Consider the following 22,159-nt stretch of genomic DNA (forward strand, 5'->3'; position numbering starts at 1 on the left):
TGAGGGGGATGGGGAGAATAACTCTTAACTCCTAACTCCTAACTCTTAACTCCTAACTCCTAACTCCTCACTCCCAATGACAAATTTAGTAATGATTACCAATTTTGCGGTGATGGACGGCGGTGAGTCCGTTGACTTTGGCGACTCGACCGGTTTGGACGGTGCTGTAAATTACCCAATGGTCGCCACAGTCCATGCGGCTGGTGATTTGACATTCAAGATAAGCTAAAGCTTCGGCTAAAATTGGGGATTCGTTGGTAGCAGCAGGATAGGTTTTAATGCCGGCAAAGCGGTCTGCGCCGGGAGGAAAACGCTTGAGGAAATGTTTCATTAATCCTTGATATCTGCCTTCTTCTAAAATATTGAGAACAAAGCGATCGCCAACGTGCATTAATGATTCTATTGCCCTATCTTTGGCTACGGCGATGGCTACACCTAAAGGATTCAAGCTTGCTTGCGTTACCCAAGAAGCCAGCATTGCACTTTGAACTTCGCCTTTTTTGGCGGTGATAATATACAATCCTGTGCTAATCCTTCCTAAGGATTTCTCTAATTCATTATCAATGGATTTGATTTGTTTGATTGTGCGATCGCGGTTCAACCATTGACCCATATCTGTCCCGGCTTCATCACACAATTGTTCTATAACTTTGGTGGGAATTTCTTTTACTAAAATTGGGCTAAAGGCTTCAATTAATCCCAGTTCTTGAAACTTATTGCGTAAGGGAAAAACAGGTTCGTCTTCTCCTCCCCCAGACTCTAATAAACCTATGGCTTGTTTATTATGAGCCGCAGCTAAGATAGTCTTTAAAGCCGCTTGAGGAACATCTGATGATTGGGGAGGCATTCCAATCACTAAACCGGCTGCTTGGTCAACTAATTCTCTGACTTCTTGGGGTTCGGTGTTATTCAACGCTACTAATTCTACTGCTACACCAGTTTTGACAATGCCATGTGCGATCGCTCTTACTAAATACTCGCTATACCCGTAATCTTCAACGTAAAATAAAGCCACTAATGTCTCTGTTTTGGCTTGTTCTGAACTCCAATTTTGATAACGTCCCAGCCATTCAGAAATATAATCTTTTAGTAAAGGCCCGTGCCCTGTAGCAACTGTTTTGATTTCTAACTTCTCAATTCTTTTTAAAGCCGCCAATACAGACCGAGCATTAGGAGCCATCAGGCAATCATAATAATATTGAAAATCATCTGCAATGATGTCAAAATTTTCATCATAAGTATGGTCATCACAGTAATGCATTCCAAATACATCACAGGTGTAAAGAGTTCCTGTTTTGTGGTCATAGGTCAAAATAGTATCTGGCCAGTGTAAATTAGGAGCCGAGATAAATTCTAATTGATGACCATTGCCTAAATCTAAAAATTCTCCACTTTTTACCAGCTTTGATTTAAAAGGCTGGTGAATCATATTTTCTAAAAATTGAATAGCTATCTTAGCACCAACAACAGTCACGTCCGGAGCTAATTGTAAAATATTTTTTACCAAGCCACTATGGTCTGGTTCGGTGTGGCTAATAATCAAATAATCTATCTTTGTTGGGTCGATTAATCCTGTGATGATCTCCAGATATAATTGCTCAAATTTGACATGAGAAGTATCAACTAAAGCTACTTTTTCTCCCTGAATTAAGAAAGAATTATAAGTCGTACCGTTGCGTAAACCAAACTCAACATCAAAACGCTCTCTATCCCAATCCAAACAACGAATAGCAGTTGTTTCGGGAGCAATTTCAACAGTTTCAATTGTTAAACGTCCGGTGTTGGAAATAACTTGATTAGGCTGTGTGAGTGCGACCATTGGATTTCTCCTATCAAGAGATGAGCTAGAGCAAGTGTGCTTACTTCTTATATTTACTTGAAATGTTTGATTAGTAAAATGCCAATTTTTAAAGTTAACTATCAAAAAACTTTATTGTTCATTTCTATTGATTTACCATTGATTTATTCAATGGTTATCATTAATTTCTTAAAAAAGAATGAGACTACTGAAAGAAAAATACGCTTGGGTTAGTAGTAAGAGTTTCCTAGCTTCCCTCAAAAGTGAGACTTAATTTCTTCCTTTTTCAGGAAGCATCGCAAAAATCAAGCTTGAACCTAAGCGTATTACAAGGAGCAGTGAGAAATTTACAGCAGATTGCAAGTTATTGAACTACCAACCTCAATTTAGTAACTTGCTGCAAAGGTTGTTTGACTTCCTGATTCTGAATTCTGACTCCTGAATTCTGAGTTCTGAATTCTGAATTCTTCTTCAACATTACTTCTGTTCTGCTGGTAAAATCTTGTTTTGCAGCCAAGCCATTGCTTTATCCAGGAGTAAACCCACGATACCGATATAAACCAGAGCCAAAATAACTTCGCTCACGTTATTATTTTGATACGCATCCCAGATAAAGAAGCCAATTCCCACAATACCGGACATAACGATTTCTGCCGCAATAATCGCTAACCATGCTAAACCGATGGCAATTCTCAAACCTGTGAAAATATAAGGTAATGCCGCAGGAATCAAGATGTTAATGAAATATTCTTTGCGGCTAAGTTGTAGAACTTTGGCAACGTTATTGTAATCTTGGGGAATTTGAGTAACACCCACAGCAGTGTTAATCAAAATCGGCCAAATTGCAGTAATGAAGATAACGAATAATGCTGCTGGTTCGTTTTGTCGTAAAGCTGCTAGAGAAATGGGAACCCAAGCTAAAGGTGGTACAGTCCGCAATAATTGGAAGATGGGGTCTAAAGCTTTGGACATGGTTTTATTAACACCAATTAAAATCCCCAAGCCAATACCAACAACCGCCGCTAAAGTATAACTAATAGCAACTCGTTGCAGACTTGCTAAAATCTGCCAAAACAGACCTTTATCGATGCCACCCCGGTCATAAAATGGCCAAAAAATCAGTATCCAAGTGTCTTGTATAACCTGTATCGGCCCCGGTAATGTTGCACCAGGAGTCCAAGCGAATAATTGCCAGAGAATGAGAAAAATAATGATGGCAATGATTGGCGGTACAAGGTCAGGAAATTGCTTTTGCAAACGAGATATAAAACCATTATTAAATCTAGGGTTTGCAGGGCGTTTTTGTGCTAAGGTCATAACCTATCTACTCCTCAATTTAATTTGTCATTAGTCATTCTTACAAAGTTCTGATGGTCGGAAACCTCCGCTCAGACTTTGCGCTTAGTCATTGGTCATTGGTCATTAGTCGTTGGTGATTTTTTCCTCATCTCCAATGCGCCATGCCCAATGCCCTATGCCCCATACCCAATCAAATATTGACCTTCTTGATTTTCAAACTCTTGAGATATTCCTCTGGTTTTTCGGGGTCGAATTTGACGCCATCAAAAAACTCTTCCACACCACGGGATGTATTTGTAGGAATGTCAGCAGTAGCAATACCAGCTTCTTTCGCTGCTTCTTTCCAAATATCTTCGCGGTTGACTTTATTAACTAGTTCTTTAGCTTTAGCAGCATTATTGGCAAGATAATCTTTGGGTAAAAATCCCCAACGGACGTTTTCCACAATGAACCATAAATCATGACTCTTGTAAGGATAAGAAACACTACCTTTTTCATCTTTCCAGTAGTAAGCTGCCATTGATTTATCATCAATTTTGCGACCGTCACCCATGTCATATTTGCCTTGGAATGGGTCTGCAAGAATTTCTGCTGAAGGTAAATTGAAATAATTGCGTGCTGCGAGAATTTGAGCCGCTTCTTTGCGGTTATCAAAATTATCTAACCATTGTTGGGCTTCCATAATGCCTTTTAAAATTGCTTTGGTTGCCTTGGGATTTTTATCAACCCAATCGGCTCTCATGGCAAGATATTCTTCAGGATGATTCTTCCAAATTTCTGCTGTTAATGCTGCTAGATAACCGATTTTGTCTTGAACAAGGCGATAAGGCCAGGGGTCACCTGTACTAAAGGCATCCATTGTTCCTGTTTTCATGTTGGCTACAGTTTGCGCTGCTGGTACTGTGAGCAATTTCACATCTGCATCTGGGTCTAAACCCCCTGCTGCTAACCAGTAGCGAATCCACAAATCTTGGTTGACGTGGGGAAAGGTGAAGGCGGCGGTGAAGGGTGTTGAAGATTTGAGTTCGGTGAAGAGTGATTTCGCGCTAGCCAGTTGTAAACTGATACCTTTGCCTTGGTGCTTGCTAGCGATCGCAATTCCATTTCCATGTGTGATTAATTGACATAATACATACATGGGAATTTTTTGATTGCCTTTGGTAATTAAACCTTCTGTAATTAAATGTGGCATTGGCATCTGCCATTGACCGCCATCAATACCACCACCCGCAGAACCAATTTCTACGTTATCTCTAGCCGCACCCCAAGAAGCTTGTTTAGAAAGCTCAACTTTAGTCATACCATATTTAGCAAAAAAGCCTTTTTCTTGAGCAATAATTAAAGGAGCAGCTTCTACAATCGGAATATATCCTAATTTGACTGTAGTCGTTTCTGGCGTTTGTTCGGGACTAATATTAGCAACCGACTGAGCCGTTGGCTGTGCTTGTGTTCCTTCCCCAGTTAGGTTTTCAGGGGGATTTCCCAAACAACCTTTGAGGAATACAGCACTGGCAGAGGCTCCAGCTGTCAAGATAAATTTGCGGCGAGAAATTCGATTAAAAAATTCAGTCATAATATCTCCTCGAATCTAAATTTTATTTTTATAGCCATGACAATTTCAGCAAGAAAGACATTAGAATTCTTGCAATTCAATGAACGATAAAGCTATATTTTGCAAGGCAAATTTAACCATTTTTTCAATGGCTATTGCTATTGCCTCAAACAAAATTTCAGGAATTTATTGAATCTGCTCTGGTGGAATGCAGAAGTGTGATTCACTTGATTGAAATCAGTTTACAGCCTTTAAAGGCAAATTAGTTAACTATGAGTGGCTATTTATTAAATAAATATTAGATTACATGTATAAGTAAAAATTTATCTATCCGCCGAAACCATAGTAGTAATTCTTAATATATAAATCATTATTTATAGACACCATTATCTAGAAATAATGATTTAGCTTTTTGTAATTATCAGCAAAAATCAATGGTAATCATAGTAAAAAAGCTGAATTCACTATGGCAGTTGATAATGCCATCTAGTACGGACTATTTGGAATAAATGTAGGGTGTGCTACTGCTAAGGATAGGGCATCATGAACATTTAAAGATGTGCTGCTTGGCGACAACACACTCTAAATCGAGTAGTCTGCCAACTCAAAAATGTTAGGTGGAGGTTGGGTAAAAGTTAATGGTTCGACAGGCTCACCAACCGGGAAAAGGGGAAGGGATAAAAAACATGAATCCCTTTCCTCCTTCACCTTTAAAGAGCCAAGTCTCCTTGGCGTACTACTAGTAGTAATCGTGAATATATAAGAATTAATTTATGCAGGCTATTGGTATAGATTATGATTGATAGAAAAGTAAATCATAAGCTAAATTAATTGTAACCATAGCCAGCTAATGCACTATTCTAGTCTTGTCACGCCACTACTACCAAAACTGAATTCTGAATTCTGAATTCTATATTCTTCAAGTAGTGTATTCTGCGTTAATCCTCACGTAGTCATAACTCAGATCGCAACCCCAAGCTTTGCCTACACCATGACCATTCCCAACATTCACGGAAATTAATACCGTATCCTCTTGGAGATAAGCGCCTTTGGCTGCTTGTTTCAAATAGGCGCTGGCTGCTGCACGGTCGAATGGTAATGGTTGCCCGTTTTCTAACATCAAGAAATTTCCTAACTTAATTTGCAAATTTTCTTGCTCAAAGGGTACACCTGCACGTCCGGCGGCGGCGGCGATACGTCCCCAGTTGGGGTCACGTCCAAAGATTGCAGATTTAACTAAGGAAGAACCTGCAATAGTTTTGGCTATTTGTCTGGCTGAGAGTTCATCGTGTGCGCCGGTCACTTCTACTTCTATAAGACAGGTTGCACCTTCACCATCACGAGCGATCGCTTTGGCTAAATGTTGACAAACTGCTGTTAACATCGCTTCTAATTTCTCTGATTCTGCACCCACTTCCGTAATTGCTGGGGTGCGGGATTGACCGTTTGCCAAGGCGATTAAGCTGTCGTTAGTACTCGTGTCACCATCCACAGTAATGGAATTAAAGCTTCTATCAGCTGCCCTAGCTAACATTTGCTGCCAAAGACCTGGGGAAACAGCTGCATCGCAAGTCACAAATGCCAGCATAGTTGCCATGTTGGGGTGAATCATCCCAGAACCCTTGGCAATACCGCCGATTCGCACGGGGCGATCGCCTATGGTTGTCTCTAAAGCAATGGATTTTGTAACTAAATCTGTGGTGATAATCGCACCTGCGGCTGCATCTGAGCCTGTTTCTGATAATGCTGCTACGAGTTTGGGAATCCCACTCCGCAAAGCATCCATCTTAATGCGTTGACCAATCACCCCAGTAGAAGCCAACAACACTGATTCCGAAGAAATATTCAGTGCTTGAGCTATCGCCAATCCAGATTCCAGGGCATCAATCCAACCTTGATTTCCTGTAGCGGCGTTTGCTTGTCCAGCGTTGCAGAGAATCGCACGAGCGCTATGTTTAGCTTGCAAGCGTTGGCGACAATAGTCTACACAAGCCGCCCTCACCTGACTAGTGGTGAATACACCAGCTGCGATCGCTTCCACATCTGAAAATATCAAAGCCAAATCCGGCAACCCCGAAGGCTTCAATCCGGCAGTAATTCCCGCCGCTTGATACCCCCTTGGTGCTGTGATGCCACCTGTTATTTTTTGCCAATCTGCCATCGTTATCCCCCACAACCTGCTGAGTGCTGAGTGGGGAGTAGGGAGTGTTGATTGTTGATGGTTGACGGTTGACTGGTGATTGATGACTGGTGATTGATGACTGATGACTGATGACTGATGACTGGAAAATCAGGATTTATTTTCCTTGTCTACCTTGTCTACCTTATCTCCCTTGTCTCCCCACTCCCCACTCCCTACTCCCTAATTGCTTTTATTATGAGTTTATTTACTGATGGCAATAAATAATAATGCACCACTTGGCCCTTAGCATAATTATTTTTACGTTTCTTATGAAGAATTGAAAATGCGAAAAAGGAGAGCTACTTGAGTCGCTCTCCAGATCATCAGGGTGCATCTACTTACCAGAGCATACCATTTTTGGTATGAGGGTTGTCACCAGTTTTATTATGAAGATTCTGTAAAGAATTACGGGAAAATACTTAGGGAATGGGGCATGGGGCAAAACCCTTTGGGTAGGGAAAAGGTGAAAGGGAAAAGGGGAAAAGGCAGGGTTTATTCCCTTTGCCCTTTGCCCTTTTCCCTTTGCCCCTTGCCCTTTGCCCCTTGCCCTTTTCCCTTTGCCCCTTGCCCCTTGCCCTTTTCGCCCACTCTACCCGTTGAGCTTTTTCTCGACTAATTCGTTAGTCAGCTTCGGATCGGCGCGTTTGCCTGTTTTTTTCAAAACTTGTCCGACGAAGAAGCCTTTGAGGTTGGTGTTACCGTTGCGATATTTTTCTAGTTCTTTGGGATTGGCGGCTATGACTTCATCAACGATGGGTTCGAGTACGGTAGGATCGCTGATGAGTTCTTGACCGGCAAAAGCTTTTTCTGGAGAAATACCACTGAGTAAGTCTGGTAGCTTTTCTTTAGCTTGGGCGTTACTAATTTTGCCTTTTTCAATTCGGACAATGACATCAGCTAAGTTGCTGGGAGTCAGGGCGATTTCAGTAATACTGAGTTTTTGCTTGTTGAGGTATGCGGCGATATCTTGAGTAATCCAGTTAGCAGCAGCTTTGGGATTTGCACCAGCCGCGATCGCTGCTTCAAAATATTCGGATACAGGACGATCTTCTGTTAAAACTCGCGCATCGTAAGCCGAAAGCCCCAATTCATGTTCGTAACGATGGCGTTTTTGCGCTGGTAGTTCTGGTAGTTCGCTGTGCCATTTTTCTAATTGTTCGTTGGACACCTCAATTGGTGCTAAATCTGGTTCGGGGAAGTAGCGGTAATCGCTGGAACCTTCTTTAGTCCGCATACTAACGGTGCGTTGTGCGCCTTCTTCCCACAGCCGAGTTTCTTGGATGATGCGCTCCCCTGCTTCGATGGCTGCAATTTGCCGTTCAATTTCGTAGTCAATGGCGCGTTGGATGGCGCTAAAGGAGTTCATGTTTTTAATTTCTACTTTGGTGCCAAATTTCTCTTGTCCCACTGGACGCACGGAAATGTTGACATCGCAACGTAGAGATCCTTCTTGCATGTTGCCGTCGCTGACACCAAGATAGCGCATAATTCGCCGTAGTTCTTGGGCATATTCAGCAGCTTCGATTCCAGAACGCAAATCTGGTTCCGAGACGATTTCTACTAAGGGTATACCTGCGCGGTTGTAGTCTACCAGAGAATAGGCAGAACCGGAAAGGCGATCACTACCCGCATGTACCAATTTTCCCGCATCTTCCTCCATGTGCAGACGCGTGATACCAATGCGTTTGCGGCTAGGTTTTCCCTCAGCGTCTACTAACTCAATTTCTAACCAACCATGTTCAGCGATGGGTAAGTCATATTGAGAAATTTGGTAATTTTTCGGTAAATCTGGATAAAAATATTGTTTGCGGTCAAATTTGCTGTATTTCGCGATTTGACAATTTAGTGCCAAACCAGCTTTGACGGCATACTCTAATACTTTTTGATTTAGTACAGGTAAAACCCCAGGTAAACCCATACAAATGGGGTCAATGTTAGTATTGGGGTCAGCGCCGAATGCTGTGGAGCTACTAGAGAAAATCTTCGTATTAGTACTGAGTTGACAATGGGTTTCTAGACCAATAATTGCTTCGTACTCAGTTTTGACAGTTGTAGCAGAGGTCATAATATCACTAATTTGGGCACAATCCTTTCTAGTGCTACTATTGTAGCGGCGTATGGAGTTGCCCTAAAGACGGTTATTTGGGTGAATTATCCTAACTATAAGAAACTTAGTGCGGTGTTTGTCATTAGTCAAAATAATAAGGGACTAAGCGTAACATTTTACACAGCAAATTTAAATAAGTATCAAGTACGCCATCTAGGTTTGGTAGCTAGATTGAGAGCCTATTTTAATTTACAATTCCGGTTTCTGAATTCTGAATTATGCCATATCATATTGTTTTACTAAATGAATATTCCTGAAGGATTGATTTGGCATTTCTTTGCAATACTTAACTACCTTCTAATGAAAAAAAATTAATATAGATTAAAAATAATAACTAACATCATAAATTATTAAGTTTATCAAGGTAAATTGAGAGTATGCTTAATCATTGAAGTCTAGTTGAAAAATTAAGTCACTGGGTGCAAATCACAAATTAAACATCTCTTTGGATGTTCAATACTAAAAAACAAAATTTATTTGTACCAAATTACTAACTAGATTCTCAAATAAGACGCTGAAAAGCCGACTTTAAGCAAGCACTCATCACGAAAACAAAAGTAAACTTAAGAACAATCAATTAACGATGATACACAAAATTTTGTTAGCTGTATCGGGATTGGGACATGCGGAAGAAATGCTCAAAATCCTCAGAGAAATCCCTTCAATTCAATCTGCAAAAATTACAGTTTTGCATGTAGTTCCAGCAAAAAGTACTGCTGCTAATATGACCGCTAAATGGGAAGAAGGCGGTAGAATTCTCGCTAATGCTATTCAAACCTTGAACTTAGATGCTAGCGAGGTTTCTTCAATTTTGCGCCAAGGCGACCCTAAAGATGTAGTTTGTCAAGTAGCTGATGAAATCGACGCCGATTTAATTGTTATGGGTTCCCGCGGACTCAAGCGGCTACAATCGATTTTATCCAACTCTGTCAGTCAATACGTTTTCCAGCTATCTTCTCGCCCCATGTTGCTAGTTAAAGATGACATTTATGTCAAAAGAATTAAGCGTATTATGGTAGCAATTGACAATTCAGATGCAGCGAAAAATTGCTTGAAATTGGCACTATTTTTGTTGCGAGATATTCAGGGCGGTGAGTTAATTTTAGCAAATATCGCTACAGATTTTGGCGGTAAAAAATCAGAAATAACTCAGGTTACTGCCGACAAAAATCCAGTTTTAGCAGCTGCGGTTGTAGAAGCTGAAAAATACGGACTCAAACCTCGTTGTTATATTAGCAGTGGCAAACCTGGTGAAGAAATTTGCCGTTTAGCAGAGGAATTGAATGTAGACTTATTATTGCTCGGTTCTCCAGACCGTCGTCCATCCATTGCTAAAAGCTTTGTTGATATTGACCGACTCATCGGTGCATCTTTGTCTGACTATGTCCGAGTCAATGCCACTTGTCCAGTACTACTAGCACGAACCATCGCTTAAGCTAAAGATTTTCCATAAGTAGGTCAACTTAATTAAACATAAAACAATGATAGTGGCGTGGCAAGCTTAAAATAGTGCATTAGCTTGATTCTTGTGGGATGGGCGTCTCGGCCGTCCGGGGCAGGCTAGAAGCTTACCCCACAAGAAATTTTATTGCCTTGACACGCCACTACATTTGTTTACATCTACGTGTGACGTTTTTTGAGGTTCAGCTACTTACTAAATTGCTCATAAAACTTAAATACAAAAAGATATTTCACCGAGTCACCAGTCCCTTGTTATAAAATCTGCTGTAGATATTAAACAAAGCAAATTTTATTTGTACTACTGGGCACATCCATAAATAAAAACCCCTACATTATTAGTGCAGGAGTCTTTATTTTATACAAAAGGTATTAAGTATCTTTTCCACCTTCGCGGCTAGCAGTTTGGATGTACAGAATTAATAAAAACACAGAGGGCACAAGTACGAACAAAATGCTCGCTACGAACCCCAGGTCATTAACTTGCATGGCAAGAAAGCCTCTCTTAAATTTCCAATCTACAACATTAGGATATCATCATCGATGACAGAGTTGGTTCAAATTTTTTACCAAAACCAAATTCAAGAGTCAGAAGTCACAATTCAGAATCAATTGCAGTCCAAAGGATGGATGTATAACCAGGTTTAGCAGCTGTACCAAATTTCAATTTAGTGGTGCTTCTAGGTAGCGAGTCCCAATTCCCATCGATTAATTCTGAATTCTGAATTGTGCATTCTTCTGGAATTAGTTAAATGCTAGCGATGCTTAATTTCACAAAACTTAAGGTTTTGTAACCACACTCACAGGGCCATTGACTAAAGTTTGACAAGCAAGACGGTAATTTTCAGGCTTTTTCTTTAATTTCCGGTTTTCTACATCTGTACGGGGGGAAAGATTCTGCTGTCCTTCCACTATCTCGACAATGCAAGTGCCACATTGACCGTAGCCACCGCAATTTGTCATCTTACCAATCAATGTATATATATCAATGTTGTTTTGAATAGCTTTGAGTCGGAGATTTGCACCATCCGCTGCTACTACTTCTTTATTTTCTTTAACAAATTTGATATTACCCATAGTTGATTCCTCCTTGACTCTCAGCTTCCCTTTCAAGGCTTAATATTGACATGGCTTGGCTCATATCTTACTTATTATAATAATTAATTACAAAATATTAATAAATGTTAAATAAACAAACATGACATCATAAAAATAGGACAGGCATGATACCTGTCCTAATAAAAAGATTTGAATAAATCAATAAACTTACCTGAACCCTACGGCTGCTTGCCAAACGAAAGCAAGCAACAAAAAGAATACAGGAATGACTGGGAGAACATCCACTAAAGGATCGAAGATTTGGTAAGCTTCAGGCAGTTTTGCTAATAAAAGTGCTGCTTCCATGTTTGTTTAAATCCACCTATCCAACACAGCGTTAATAATTGAGAAATATCTTAACATGGTTTGGTCATTGGTAATTTAGTCATTGGTCATAGGTCATTAGTCATTAGGCATAGGGCATAGGGCATGGGGCAGAAAAGGCTCCAGGTGTTCCAGGGTTTCCAGGGGAAAAACTCATCTCCCTTGTCTCCCTTGTCTCCCTTGTCTCCCTTGTCTCCCTTGTCTTTCTCATCACCCCATCTCCCCATCACCCCATCTCCCCATCCCCCCATCCTCCACTCCCTCCAGCCAGTGACCAAATTCTGTGGTAAACCGATCGCTTAATATTGCTTCTCTAATCTTTTGGGTAAAGCGAATTAGCTCAGTAATGTTGTGAATGCTTAACAAGGTGTAAGCTAAAATTTCTTGCGATCGCACTAAATGAGATACGTAAGCACGACTGAAATTTTGACAAGTGTAGCAAGGACAAGTTTCATCTATAGGGGCAAAATCTTCACGAAACTTTGCATTTTTCAAATTCCAGCGTTCGCCTTGGACTATTGCTGTCCCGTGTCTAGCCCAGCGTGTGGGAATTACGCAATCAAATAAATCCACGCCAGAGGCGATGGCAATGGCCATTTCTCGATAAGTACCTACACCCATCAAGTAACGCGGTTTTTCGGGGGGTAAAAGTGGTGCTGTGACTTTGACAATTTCAGCCATCAATTCTGGTGGTTCTCCCACACTCACACCACCAATGGCGTATCCGAGTAAATCCAACTTAGCCAAAGCTTCCGCCGCACGACAGCGTAAATCTAAATATACGCCTCCTTGCACAATCCCAAATAAAGCTTGGTCGCTACGTTGATGAGCTGTTATGCAGCGTTCTAACCAACGGTAAGTGCGATCGGTGGCAGTTTCTACCTCTTGGCGAGTAGCTGGGTAAGGCGGACATTCATCAAAGGCCATGATCACATCTGCCCCTAAAGTATTTTGAATTTCAATGGAGCGTTCTGGTGTTAAGTTAATAATTTGTCCATCATGGGGTGAACGAAAAGTTACTCCATCTTCAGTAATTTTCCGCATCTCACTTAAACTGAAGACCTGAAACCCACCAGAGTCTGTGAGCATCGGCCCGTTCCATCCCATAAATTTGTGCAACCCACCACCGCCAGCAACGATCGCTTCTCCTGGTTGTAAGTGAAGATGATAAGTATTCGATAAAATCATCTGTGCCCCAGTATCTCGTAATTGAGAAGGGGTGATGGTTTTGACATTAGCTAGCGTTCCCACTGGCATAAATCTTGGGGTTTCCACAGGGCCGTGAGGGGTAAAAAACACTCCCGCTCTAGCTTTTGTCTGACTACAGCAAGCAAGACATTGAAATGAAAAATTGGCACTCATACCATTTTTAATTTTTGAAGATGCGCTTGTAGAACTTACGCGAAACTACATAATTTAGGGGCAATTTATGAATTGCCCCTAAATCAATAAAGCGCAGCCCGACATAAAATTTATATAACAGTTGTTAAGGTAACGTTTGTTTAACTTAAATATTTTCTGGTAGAGACTGTCCTTTGCCAACAACTAAGGACAGTCCCTACCAGAGTATTAGCTTATTTAGAAAGAATCAGAACAGTCATCGTCAATTTCTGCATCCCATCTAGCTGAGAGTACTTGCTCCATCATCGCTTCTATGGCGCTGACATTGAAGCTTCGCTCCCGTCGCTCTTGCAGAGGGGTAGACCGAGGAATCAACCTCAGACAAACTCCTTCCTGCATCAAATCAAAATAGGTTTCTTGTTGCGACGACTGTTTGAGTTCTAAATAGTCAAAACTACAAACATTCAAATATAGGGCATGGTTAGCCACTAAGGTAGACCTTTGTGGGTTGGCAAAAACTTCCATCACATCCCCTTCACCCTCGCTCAGTACCTTGTCTTCTTGGGTGTAGATGTAGTGGACTCGACCTAAATCTGTCAGCAATCGCCGCATGTCGAGTTTATTCACAATGATGCCCGCGTTTACAATGCACGGAGCTGGTATGCTGGTGTCGGGTAGATGGTGACTCATAGGGAAATAGCGATTGAGCTGCAAAGAGAAAAACATCAGCTAAACAGTCATATTGAATAGCTTACATTTACTCTCTAATATTTTAAAAAATATCATTTGTGGGGCAACCGTCTATTGACAACTGTCTACTTTTTAGATAGCAATAGACTTTTTTCAGTGTTTGATTACCTTTCCACTATTGGCATTTTACCATGTTGAGGCTTTCTTAAAATCTGCGTTAGTGCTGGATATCCTTCAATCTAAAGATGTGGAGTTTTGCACCGATCGCCCAAGTCCAAATCGAATAAGTTTCTAGTTAACAAATACAAAACACAAATTTTGCTCCTTGATACAATTGTAATATTTTTGATTTTTATGTATAAAGTAAGACTTTTAAGCGTTGAATGACCACTGAGACAAGCATAACAAAATTTTCCGGGATAATCTCTAAAGGAAGTAAATCTTATTTAAAGCTTTAAAGTCTCCAGGTGTCATTTCTACTGAAACTCAGACTGTTATCGAGCAATTAACAATGTAACTCAAATGGTGAAACAGCAACAATGGTGGAAAAACCTGCTGTTCAAGCTAGCAGCAAGTATCATATTTTACACAGTTATTCCACTGCCGTATTTGAATAAATTAGATTTCCAGGGAGTGGCGCGTCTTGCCTCAATTGTAGGGTTGATAATTGGAGGCATTTTAGGGTTATTGGATTTAGTGATGAATTATACTGGCGTACCAATGCTAACTCGTAGTGCGTTAATAGTAAGTATTTGGATTGCCATAACTGGAGGACTGCACCTAGATGGAGCAATGGATACTGCCGATGGCTTAGCAGTGGGCGATCCAAATCGGCGATTAGAGGTGATGGCAGATAGCGCCACAGGAGCCTTTGGGGCAATGGTAGCCATCATCATAGTAGTATTAAAAATCACAGCCTTAACCGAAATCTCAGAAAACCGTTGCTTAATACTGATGGCTGCTTGTGGTTGGGGACGTTGGGGACAGCAAATAGCCATTGCTAAATATCCTTACCTGAAACCAACAGGCAAAGGTGCTGTTCACAAACAAGCCATTCGTTCTTACAAAGATTTATTACCGAGTTTGTTGTTGCTATTGAGTTTGAGTAGTTTAGTGTGGCTGATGGATAAACAGCAATTATTTTTGCCAATAGTAATGATACTAGCTGGAAGTGCGATCGCCACTTTTACAGCCGCCTGGTTCAACCACAAACTAGGCGGACACACCGGAGATACCTACGGCGCAGTTGTTGAGTGGACTGAAGCCTTATTTCTCTGTGTCTTGACTGCTGTGAAAAGTTAGGAGTGAAAAGTTAGGAGTTAAGAATTTTTAACTCATCATTCATAACTTCTAACTCATAACTCATAACTCCTAACTCCTAACTTCATTTAATCGGCTGCAATTTTGTCACCTTGAGTTTAAAAGCCCCAACCCCAGTTTCTCCAAAAGACCGGACGCGGATAACATAAGTGCCTGTTTCTACGATGCGAGTAAATAGTAGAGAATTGCTACTACCATCAGGGCCGTCATCATTTTCTGCTAAAGTTGAACCATCGGGTGCTAGCAATGTGATGATGCTGTCAAAGCTATCAGATGACAGGTCAACTGCTAAATTGTCGCCCTTCTCTAGCTTGACTGTGTAATCGCGGGCAAACCCACCTTGACCTGTGGGAATGTCTTTGTCTGAAAGGCTATCGGAAAATTCAGTACTGTTAGATAAAGGAATTGGACTATATAACTTATTATTTTGAGCGAAAGCTGCACTTGTACTTGTAACTATTGCCAGCAACGTGGCAGGAATGACCATTGATTGTTTTAAAGCCGCCGCAAAAGCTTTATCCATAAATTTCAAGCAATTTTTCCGCAAAATTAGGGTGAATTGGTCAACTCATACACTTTTGTGCCCAAGTTTGCCCATTAATTCTGGATTGATTCGTCTTTAACTGTAGTGGCTACTGCTACTAATCCTAAGACCACAATTCCATACTCACGAAGTGTTTGCACAGCAGATCTGGCAGTAGCACCAGTAGTATAAATATCGTCCAATAATAATACTGGGACATTTGGAAGGCGATGGCGAAATTCTTGCCCAACAGCAAAAGCTGTCTTCAAGTTTTGTTCTCGCCCAGATACTGATAAACCAAATTGTGCTTGGGTTTGTCGCACTCTTGTTAATCCATCTAGTTTCAATTTTAATCCAGTTATTTCGCAGAAGCTTTGTGCTATTAAAGCAGCTTGATTGTATTTGCGTTGATGCAGCTTGCTAGCGTGGAGTGGGATGGGAACTACCACAGCCTGACTATCTCGCTTGGGTGAATTTAACAACCAAGATTCTCCTAACCATTGACCCAAAGGACGAGCTATTTGGGGTTGATTTTCGTATTTCATCACCGCGATCGCTCTTTTGACTATACCCCCATACTCACCCCAGCTAAATACTGGTAGTGGTTCTTTCCACAGAGAAATTGAGTTTTGACGTTGACATTTTTGCAATTGTCTAGCGCAGTTGTCACAAATTTCTTGAGAAGTTGAGCGTTGGCACAGTGGACAATGGGATTGGAGAAAAAGATTAAGTAAGCTTGTGAACTTTTGAGTCAAAGTATGCATTAGTCATTTGTCCTTTGTCATTAGTCATTAATCCAATGCCCCATGCCCTATGCCCTATGTCCTATGTCCAATGACTTAACATAAACACGATCGCACCGTTTTGTTTCTATTCCTGTTGCTGGTTTGTAGCCGTTGCTTTCATATAGCTTGACTGCTTCTACTAAAACGCTGGCAGTTTCAATCCAGATTTGTTCAAAACCACGTTCTGCGATCGCTGCTTCTAGCTGTTGTAACAAATATTTCCCCAATCCTAAACCCCTAATGCTGGGCAAAAGATACATTTTACGTATTTCTACAGCTTTTTGCCCGCGTTTGATGGGGTAGTATGCCCCAGTTCCTACTACCTGGCTTTGGTGTTCAATTACCCAAAACTCTCCCCCGGTGTCTAAATAAAATTCCTCTACCTGCAACACATCTCGGTCAGCACCGTTTGGTTCCCAACCCAAACCGTATTCTGATAATACATAATTGATTACTTGGGCGGCTCTGGTGCGATCGCTTTGCACCCAATCTCGAATTAAAAAGTCTTGATAATATTTTTTCATACCATTTGCTGGTAAAGTTTACACAGAAAAATTTTCTGGTTCTATATCCCAATTTACTCAGCAATTAGCTTTTCTGACAGATTTTAGTTCTGAGGCTTGAAATTATCTCACTTTTCTATACTTAGAACTGCTTTTGTAGCATAAAGCAATAGGATTTACGCACTCAAGCTAGAGACATTACAAGTCTGGAAAACTAACACCAGCATAGAAAGCCAGTGCGTTGCTCTAGTTAAGAGAGTCGAAGCAAGAAGAAGCAATAGGCAATAGGCAACAGGGTTATAAAAGAGTAAAGTGTACGGAATTTTGTTCAAAAATTAAATAGGATTCCTATATATGAATCGAAACAGTTGACAGTTAACTGTTAACTGTCAACAACTAATTATTTTCAAGCTTTTTTCTGGTAAATTGGCAGTTCCACCACAAATTCTGTGCCCTTTAAAGGTTCAGATTGGCAGTAGATTTTGCCTTTGTGTTTATCTGTGACAATTTGGTAGCTGATGGAAAGCCCTAGTCCGGTGCCTTTGCCAACAACTTTGGTGGTAAAAAATGGATCGAACAAACGAGAGAGTATTTTTTCATCCATACCAAGTCCGTTGTCAGCAATACGAATGGCAATCCAGTCTTTATTGAGCAGTGAGGTAGAAATTCGGATTTCGCTGGGGTTTGCTGCTAATACTTCGGAACTTCCTTGGGCATTTCGTTCTTCTAAAGCATCAATGGCATTAGATAGCAAATTCATAAATACTTGATTCAATTGACCAGGATAGCATTCGATTGGAGGTAAAGTATCATAGTCTTTAATCACACGAATGGTAGGGCCATCAATTGAGGATTTCAAGCGATTTTGCAAAATCATCAACGTGCTATCAATGCCTTCGTGGATGTTTGCTGATTTGAAATCAGCTTCATCTAAACGGGAGAAGTTCCGCAACGAACTGACAATTTCACGAATGCGTTCAGTCCCGACCTTCATGGACTGGAATAATTTAGGTAAATCGTCGAATAAAAATTCAATTTCCGCTTTCTTTAAAAACTCTTGGATTTCTTGTCTGGCGTTGGGATAATTTTCTTGATATAGCTGGACGCAACGCAGCAAATCTTGGGTATATTGGTGGGCGTGTTCTAAGTTACCGTGGATAAAATTAACTGGGTTATTAATTTCGTGGGCTACACCCGCCACAAGTTGTCCCAAGCTGGCCATTTTTTCAGTGTGGATAATTTGCAGTTGAGCAGTACGTAACTCATTTAGTGCTTGGGCGAGTTGATTGGCTTCTTCACGGGTTTGACCGAGCAAACTGGATTGTTGGAACAAATTGGCTTGACGCAATGCTACACTCACTTGAGCTGCGACTTGGGTGACAAATTCTAATTCAGCATCTTCCCAATCGCGTGCATGTGTGCATTGGTGAATGCATAACAATCCCCACAGTTCATCGCCTTCCATCAGTGGGACAATAATCTGTGCTTTGACTTGGAATCGCTCAATTACATCAAGATGAGGCACTTTCGAGCCAACGCTGTTGACATCAGAAATTACTTGCACTTGTCCTTGGCGATATTGCGGTGCATACTGGTCGCCAAAGCAATAGTCTTGCACTTTTACAGCTAAGGCAGAATCAAACTTGGCTAGCACATCTTCAGCGATAAATTCACCGCTGCAAAAACCCATATCAGGGTCAAAGCGAAAAATGCCGACTCGATCTGCTTTGAGCGATCGCCGCACTTCCTGTACTGTAGTTTTAAAGATGGTCTCTAAATCCAAAGATTCCCGAATTTTAACCACTAAATCGAATAAAATTCGCCGTTGTTCGGCTGATTTGTGGAGTTCATCAGCGCGGGTTTGGATTTGGGTCACCATCTCGGAACTTTGCATCGCTACTCCGAGTTGGCTGGCTACCTGTGCTAAAAATTCTACCTCTACACCATCCCACTGACGCGGTGCAGAATGTTGATAAGCAGCCAACAATCCCCAAAGATTCCGCCCCACAAAAATTGGAGTCAAGGCATAGGCACGAATTTTGAATTGCTCCAAAATATCGAGGTGACAGCGTGAGTGTCCTGCTTGGTAGATGTCGTTGACAGCAAAATTTTCGTTATTGCGATAACGTCCGCCTTTGGTTTCTTGGAGGTAAGTATCTTCCCAAACGAGATTTTTGCCAAATAAATTGATGCTGTCCCACTGTGCCTCTACCATGCCGAAATGACCGACGAATTCGCCACTCCAGTCTTCATTAAAGCGATAAACGCCGACTCGCTCAACTCGTAGTAGTTTACACACTTCCTGACAAGTAGTCTTGAGAATCAAATCAATATCTAAAGAGGAGCGAATTTTACCGACGACCTCCGTGAGTGCGCGTTGGCGAGCAATGGAATTTTCTAAAGCTGTGGCCTGTTGTTTCGACTGGCTTAAATTTTCCGCTTGCTGAATTGCCACTCCCAGCTGTGCCCCCACCTGTCCCAGGAATTCAACTTCATAATTTGCCCATTGACGCACCCCTGAGTGTTGATATGCTGCTATAAGTCCCCACAATTTTGGCCCGATAAAGATTGGCGCTAAGGCATACGCCCGAATTTTAAATTGCTCCAAAATATCAATGTGACACCGTGAATGGCCAGCTTGATAAATGTCGTTCACAGCAAAACTTTCGTTATTGCGATAGCGGCCGCCTTGAGTGTCTTGGAGGTGGGTGTCTTGCCAAACGAGATTTTTGCCAAATGGATTGGTTCTATCCCACTGTGCCTCAACCATACCGAATTGGCTGACAAATTCACCACTCCAGTCTTCATTAAAGCGATAAACCGCTGCCCGCTCTAATTTCAAGAGTTTGCAGATTTCCTGACAGGCAGTATCGAGGATAATTTTGGTGTTCACAGAGGAGCGAATATTTCCCACCACTTCCGTCAAAGCACGTTGTCGCGCGATGGCATCTTGCAATTCTGCTGTGCGTTGTTTGCTTTGTTCTAAGATTTCTGCCTGCTGCATAGCGACACCGAGATGGCTGGCGGCTTGAGCTAAAAATTCCACTTCGTCAGGATGCCATTGTCGGGTTGTGGTGTGTTGATAGCCTGCTAGTAAGCCCCAAAGTTTGGCACCGATAAAAATAGGCGCGATGGCATAAGCCCGAATTTCAAACTGTTCCAATACCTCAATATGACAACGAGCGTGTCCAGCGTCGTAAATGTCAGCCACAGCAAACGGTTCATTTTTGCGATATCGTCCTCCTTGGGTTTCTTGCAAATACGAATCTTGCCACACCAAGTCTTGTCCAAAAGAATTGAGTGTATTCCAGCGTGGTTCTGCAAAGCCAAAACTATTGATAAAACTACCACTCCAGTCAGAATTAAATCGATAGATTGCCACTCGCTCAATCTTCAATTGCCGACAAATATCTTGGCAGGAAGTAGAACACAAAGATTCTAGGTTTATGGATGCCCGAATTTTCGCGAGGATTCTCCCCAAAATTTTTTGATACTGGAGGGTCAATTGTAGCTGTTTTTGACACTCTTCCACATTTTGAACGTTTAAAGTTTTATAATCGTTGTCTGTCATAAAGGGTAGGGAATCGCGAAATACCTAATTACAGTATTCCCAGTTTATTTTTGCGATCGCCATTTACAAGCACAACCCAGATTTGGGCACGTAAGTAACAAGGCTGTTACTGCACAGCTATTTCGGCACTTTTGTAGTAACGTTGCCCCCGATTATGCATATTTTTTTAGTAAAAATTTATTTATTTTTGCTTCAGCTTCACATTACCAACACACATCCACAGATAAATTAAACTGTTTTTGTTCCCTATATTGACATTAATTGAAGAAGAATACAGAATTCAGAATTCAGAATTCAGAATTCAGAATCAAGACGCTCTCTACGAGACGCTACGCGTAGCTTGCTTCCCCTTAGGGGTACGCGGACACGGCTTAGCTGCGCTATCAGTGGGGGATTCCGACCCGCCATTGATTGTTCGCGTAGCGTCTCCCCTTGGGAGAAGACCACCAAATTGAAAATTTGGTGGGGGTCTTAAACCCACTTATTCAGACGCTCGCGGACACGGCTTAGCTGCGCTATCCGCCAGTCGTAYAAAAAACATTGCTGAATTCTGACGACTGACGCCTTTATTCTGTTTTGGTAACTAAAAAACCAACTGACTTAAAAAGAAGGCAAGAGCAGCACTTCCCAAAGGAACTGTTAGATTGTCAATACCCAAAAAAGAAAAAGCTTCTAAAGCAGTAGCCACCACAGCCACAAACAACGATATTAACCAAGCTTGCCAACTGTTTCCTTGAGTGCCAATTAAAATCAAATTGGTGATGAGATAGCTCACAAACATCATAGTCAAAGAGCCTTCCCAACTTTTTTGGACACCAGAAACTTTGTACTTGTGTTTGCCAAAACGCTGCCCAATTAAAGCTGCTAATCCATCTCCCCAAGTCATCACTAAAATGCCTAATGCTGCATATTGCGGTTGTTGTAAATACCAGAACCAGGCAATTAAAATACCGAAACTCAGAGAATAAAAAAATGTGCCTAAACTTTGGCGTCCAACGCTATTAATACCAGGCAGAATTGGAAATCGGTAGGATAGTAAAGTAATTACGCTTGCTAAAATCGAGGCTATAATTCCAACGCTAGCGGGAATATTTAGCCACCATGCCAGTAAAATCACATTACCAGTGCCGATGTGAACTATTTTCCTGACAATTTCTGCCTCGCCATTAGCAAAGCGGTTTACCACCCATGCAATCAGGAGGATGAATAAGACCCAAATTGCAGCAATGGCTACAGTAGGCTCTGGCAGCGCAATTTGCAGCCATAATATTAAAATTGAGGTGAAATCAAAAAATGTAGTTAACAAAGATGCAACAAGATGAATATTTTTACCTCTATAACTAATTTATAAGATTTAGGTAACTGCAATGAAAGTATTATTCATTTGGCTGATTCGCGGCTACCGAATGTTTATCTCGCCATTATTCCCTCCAAGTTGTCGTTTTCAACCAACTTGTTCGATGTATGCCATTCAAGCCATTGAAAGATTTGGAGTATTCCGCGGTAGCTGGATGGCAACCCTAAGGATCTTACGCTGTCATCCATTTCATCCAGGGGGTTATGACCCAGTACCGGAGGTGGAAGAGAAGTAGTGAGGGATGGGGGGAT

Annotated in this window: 19 protein-coding genes; 3 read left to right on the top strand and 16 right to left on the bottom strand. The window is 41.4% G+C overall.

The window, feature by feature from the left end:
- Positions 1-85: 85 nt before the first annotated feature.
- The 5 genes from VF06_RS36070 to gatB all read right to left on the bottom strand — a co-directional run bounded on the left by VF06_RS36070 (position 86) and on the right by gatB (position 8,896).
- Positions 86-1,819 (bottom strand): diflavin flavoprotein, encoded by a 1,734-nt coding sequence (locus tag VF06_RS36070; protein WP_099071967.1) that lies wholly within the window; start codon positions 1,817-1,819, stop codon positions 86-88.
- Positions 1,820-2,275: 456 nt separating this feature from the next.
- Positions 2,276-3,115: a nitrate ABC transporter permease gene (ntrB, locus tag VF06_RS36075; RefSeq protein WP_099071966.1), complete on the bottom strand. Its 840-nt coding sequence runs from the start codon at positions 3,113-3,115 to the stop codon at positions 2,276-2,278.
- A gap of 172 nt (positions 3,116-3,287) precedes the next feature.
- Positions 3,288-4,670, bottom strand: coding sequence for a CmpA/NrtA family ABC transporter substrate-binding protein (locus VF06_RS36080; protein ID WP_099071965.1), 1,383 nt, complete (start codon positions 4,668-4,670; stop codon positions 3,288-3,290).
- An 898-nt stretch (positions 4,671-5,568) separates the two neighbouring features.
- Entirely contained in the window at positions 5,569-6,810 is a 1,242-nt protein-coding gene (gene argJ, locus VF06_RS36085; protein WP_099071964.1) for a bifunctional ornithine acetyltransferase/N-acetylglutamate synthase, read from the bottom strand.
- A 610-nt stretch (positions 6,811-7,420) separates the two neighbouring features.
- Positions 7,421-8,896, bottom strand: coding sequence for an Asp-tRNA(Asn)/Glu-tRNA(Gln) amidotransferase subunit GatB (gatB, locus tag VF06_RS36090; protein WP_099071963.1), 1,476 nt, complete (start codon positions 8,894-8,896; stop codon positions 7,421-7,423).
- A 625-nt stretch (positions 8,897-9,521) separates the two neighbouring features.
- On the opposite strand from gatB, the gene VF06_RS36095 reads away from it, so the two are divergent.
- Entirely contained in the window at positions 9,522-10,373 is an 852-nt protein-coding gene (locus VF06_RS36095; RefSeq protein ID WP_099071962.1) for a universal stress protein, read from the top strand.
- 395 nt (positions 10,374-10,768) lie between these two features.
- Here the strand turns inward: VF06_RS36095 and psbM are convergent, their stop codons facing one another.
- From psbM to VF06_RS36125, 6 genes are all read right to left on the bottom strand, one after another.
- Positions 10,769-10,885 (bottom strand): photosystem II reaction center protein PsbM, encoded by a 117-nt coding sequence (gene psbM / locus VF06_RS36100; protein ID WP_073639518.1) that lies wholly within the window; start codon positions 10,883-10,885, stop codon positions 10,769-10,771.
- A 291-nt stretch (positions 10,886-11,176) separates the two neighbouring features.
- Complete coding sequence (locus tag VF06_RS36105) at positions 11,177-11,473, bottom strand: 2Fe-2S iron-sulfur cluster-binding protein (RefSeq protein ID WP_099071961.1); 297 nt, start codon at positions 11,471-11,473, stop codon at positions 11,177-11,179.
- A gap of 189 nt (positions 11,474-11,662) precedes the next feature.
- Positions 11,663-11,800 carry a photosystem II reaction center protein K gene (locus tag VF06_RS36110; protein WP_006195022.1) on the bottom strand — a complete coding sequence of 46 codons (138 nt, stop codon included), beginning with the start codon at positions 11,798-11,800 and terminating at the stop codon, positions 11,663-11,665.
- Positions 11,801-11,886: 86 nt separating this feature from the next.
- Positions 11,887-12,045 (bottom strand): histidine kinase, encoded by a 159-nt coding sequence (locus VF06_RS36115; RefSeq protein ID WP_180267814.1) that lies wholly within the window; start codon positions 12,043-12,045, stop codon positions 11,887-11,889.
- Entirely contained in the window at positions 12,029-13,180 is a 1,152-nt protein-coding gene (tgt, locus tag VF06_RS36120) for a tRNA guanosine(34) transglycosylase Tgt (RefSeq protein ID WP_099071959.1), read from the bottom strand. Before tgt ends, VF06_RS36115 begins: the two co-directional genes overlap by 17 nt.
- A gap of 216 nt (positions 13,181-13,396) precedes the next feature.
- Positions 13,397-13,849, bottom strand: a complete 453-nt coding sequence (locus VF06_RS36125) for a hypothetical protein (RefSeq protein ID WP_099071968.1) — start codon at positions 13,847-13,849, stop codon at positions 13,397-13,399.
- A 522-nt stretch (positions 13,850-14,371) separates the two neighbouring features.
- On the opposite strand from VF06_RS36125, the gene cobS reads away from it, so the two are divergent.
- Positions 14,372-15,151, top strand: a complete 780-nt coding sequence (gene cobS / locus VF06_RS36130) for an adenosylcobinamide-GDP ribazoletransferase (protein WP_099071958.1) — start codon at positions 14,372-14,374, stop codon at positions 15,149-15,151.
- Between the two features lie 82 nt (positions 15,152-15,233).
- On the opposite strand, the gene VF06_RS36135 is transcribed toward cobS, so the two are convergent.
- From VF06_RS36135 to VF06_RS36155, 5 genes are all read right to left on the bottom strand, one after another.
- The gene (locus VF06_RS36135) at positions 15,234-15,692 is read right to left on the bottom strand and encodes a PPC domain-containing protein (RefSeq protein WP_099071957.1); all 459 of its coding nucleotides are present in this window, start codon (positions 15,690-15,692) and stop codon (positions 15,234-15,236) included.
- A gap of 74 nt (positions 15,693-15,766) precedes the next feature.
- Positions 15,767-16,456 (bottom strand): ComF family protein, encoded by a 690-nt coding sequence (locus tag VF06_RS36140; protein ID WP_099071956.1) that lies wholly within the window; start codon positions 16,454-16,456, stop codon positions 15,767-15,769.
- 47 nt (positions 16,457-16,503) lie between these two features.
- Entirely contained in the window at positions 16,504-17,001 is a 498-nt protein-coding gene (locus VF06_RS36145; protein WP_099071955.1) for a GNAT family N-acetyltransferase, read from the bottom strand.
- 385 nt (positions 17,002-17,386) lie between these two features.
- A complete protein-coding gene (locus VF06_RS36150) occupies positions 17,387-20,551 on the bottom strand; it encodes a GAF domain-containing sensor histidine kinase (protein WP_099071954.1) in 3,165 nt (1,054 codons plus the stop codon).
- A 583-nt stretch (positions 20,552-21,134) separates the two neighbouring features.
- Positions 21,135-21,857: a diacylglycerol/polyprenol kinase family protein gene (locus tag VF06_RS36155; protein ID WP_244918171.1), complete on the bottom strand. Its 723-nt coding sequence runs from the start codon at positions 21,855-21,857 to the stop codon at positions 21,135-21,137.
- Between the two features lie 61 nt (positions 21,858-21,918).
- Here VF06_RS36155 and yidD point away from each other — a divergent pair, with 61 nt between their 5' ends.
- Complete coding sequence (gene yidD / locus VF06_RS36160; protein WP_099073518.1) at positions 21,919-22,143, top strand: membrane protein insertion efficiency factor YidD; 225 nt, start codon at positions 21,919-21,921, stop codon at positions 22,141-22,143.
- Positions 22,144-22,159: the final 16 nt, after the last annotated feature.

Origin of the sequence: Nostoc linckia z4, from assembly GCF_002608075.1 — a bacterium.
GTDB lineage: Bacteria > Cyanobacteriota > Cyanobacteriia > Cyanobacteriales > Nostocaceae > Nostoc > Nostoc linckia.